The 2,358-nt window shown below is 77.0% G+C and carries 1 protein-coding gene; it reads left to right on the top strand.

All coding sequences use genetic code 11. The features are described 5' to 3' along the window. Positions 1-2,358, top strand: a 2,358-nt coding sequence (cydD, locus tag KN815_RS42670; protein ID WP_216347144.1) for a thiol reductant ABC exporter subunit CydD, incomplete at both ends; no start/stop codon positions are given.

Below are 2,358 nucleotides of genomic sequence, written 5' to 3'. Positions count from 1 at the left end.
ATTTCCTCGATGTCGTCGCCGGACTGCCGACCCTCAAGGTCTTCGGCCGGGCGAAGGCCCAGGCCGACTCGATCCGCGCGATCACCTCCGACTACCGGCGGGCCACGCTCAAGACACTGCGGCTGGCCTTTCTGTCCTCCCTGGCCCTGGAACTGCTCTCCACCGTGTCGGTCGCCCTGGTCGCGGTCGACATCGGCATGCGGCTGGTGCACGGCGAGATGGATCTCTTCACCGGGCTGGTGGTGCTGGTGCTCGCCCCCGAGGCGTACCTGCCACTGCGGCAGGTGGGCGCGCAGTACCACGCGGCGGCGGAGGGGCTGGCGGCGGCGGACGAGGTGTTCGCGGTGCTGGAGCGCGAGCCCTCGAACATCGGCGGTGTGCCGGCTCCCGATGCCCGGAGCGCCGCGCTCACGCTGGACGGGCTGGTGGTCCGCCACCCCGGACGCGGCGAACCGTCCCTCGCCCGGACCTCGTACGAGATCCGCCCGGGGGAGACGGTCGCCGTAGTCGGCCCCAGCGGTGCCGGGAAGTCGACGCTGCTGAACGCCGTACTGGGCTTCGCGGCGCCGGACGAGGGCCGGGTCCTGATCGGGGGCCGCGACCTGGCCGCGCTGGACCCGGAGAGCTGGCGGCGCCAGATCGCCTGGGTGCCCCAGCGCCCGTATCTCTTCGCCGGGACGATCGCGGAGAACGTCCGGCTGGCCCGGCCGGACGCCGATGACGCGGCGGTACGGGCCGCCCTGCGGGACGCGGACGCGCTGCGCTTCGTCTCCGCGCTGCCGGACGGGATCGAATCCCGGCTCGGCGAGATGGGCGCCGGGCTCTCCGCGGGCCAGCGGCAGCGGATCGCCCTGGCGCGCGCCTTCCTGGCCGACCGGCCGGTGCTGCTGCTGGACGAGCCGACGGCCAATCTGGACGGTGAGACGGAGGCGTCGGTCGTCGAGGCGGTACGACGGCTGGCCGAGGGCCGCACGGTGCTGCTGGTGGTCCACCGCCCGGCGCTGCTGCCGCTGGCGGACCGGGTGTTGCGTTTGCCGGGGGCGGGTTGGGGTGGGGGGCGGGGCTCTGGGGTTGCTGCCCCTGGGGGGCTGGCCGTCCTGCCCGCGGTCGGGCGCGTGGCGGCGGCGGGCGGCGTCCGCCCGGGGCCGACCGTCGCACTCCGGTCCGGCTCCGAGGGGGATGGCGTCCGCCGGTCCGTCGCGTATGCGGACAGGGCTCCGGGTGCCGAGGCGCGCGGATCCGTGCCCGGCGCGGGCGCGGAGGCGCGGCCCGGCTCCGGGGCCGCCGGTTCTGGTGGGTTGTCCCCGCTCTCCGTGGATCGGGGCGCGTCGGCGGTGGGCTTCGCGTGCGCGGACGGGCGCCCGCGCGCGGGGGCGCGGGATTCCACGCCGGAGGCGGCCGCGGGAGCGGAGTGGCCACGGGCCGCCGAAGCCGGTGGCGCGCATGAGGTGACGGCGGGCGCGGCCTTGGGCGTGGAGCAGGGGACGACGGGCGCGGCCTTGGGCGTGGGGCGGACGCCCGCCGCGCATGAGCCGATGGCGGACGCCGGAGTCGGTGGGCGGCTGGACGGGATACGGCACGGGCCGGACGGCACGGGCCTGGCCACGCCTGATGGCTCCGCCGTGCTGGGTGGTTCCGCCACGCCGGATGGCTTGGCCGTGCCGGGTGGCTTGGCCGTGCCGGGTGGTTCCGCCGTGCCGGACGGCCTGAGTGCGTCGGGTGGCCCGGGCGCGTCGTACGGCGTGGCCGTGTCGCGTAGCTCGGCCGCACGTCCGCGCCGGGGCGCGTTGGCGCGGGTGCGGGGCGCCGCGCGTGGTGGGCGGGGGCGGTTCGGGCTGGCGCTGCTGCTCGGGAGCCTCGCCCTGCTGAGCGCGGTCGGGCTGATGGCCGTCTCCGGGTGGCTGATCTCCCGGGCCGCGCAGCAGCCGCCCGTGCTGTATCTGATGGTGGCGGTCACCGCGACCCGGGCGTTCGGGATCGGCCGGGCCGTCTTCCGCTACGCCGAGCGCCTGGTCTCGCATGACGCCGTGCTGCGCGTGCTGGCCGAGCTGCGGGTCGCCGTCTACCGGCGGCTGGAGCGGCTGACGCCCGCGGGGCTCGGCCGGACGCGCCGCGGCGATCTGCTCTCCCGGCTGGTGGCCGATGTGGACGCCGTCCAGGACTACTTCCTGCGCTGGCTGCTGCCCGTAGGCACCGCGCTGACCGTCGGTGCGGCCTCGGTGGGCTTCCTCACCTGGATGCTCCCCGAGGCCGGGGCGGTGCTGGCGGCGGGGCTGCTGGTGGCGGGGGTCGCGGTGCCCGTCGTGTCCGGGGCGCTGGCGCGGCGGGCGGAGCGTCGGCTGGCACCGGCGCGCGGGG

This window comes from Streptomyces niphimycinicus, assembly GCF_018883605.1.
GTDB classification, from domain to species: domain Bacteria; phylum Actinomycetota; class Actinomycetes; order Streptomycetales; family Streptomycetaceae; genus Streptomyces; species Streptomyces niphimycinicus.
Note: the sequence above shows the minus strand (reverse complement) of the source record. Positions and strands in the feature narration are given on the sequence as shown.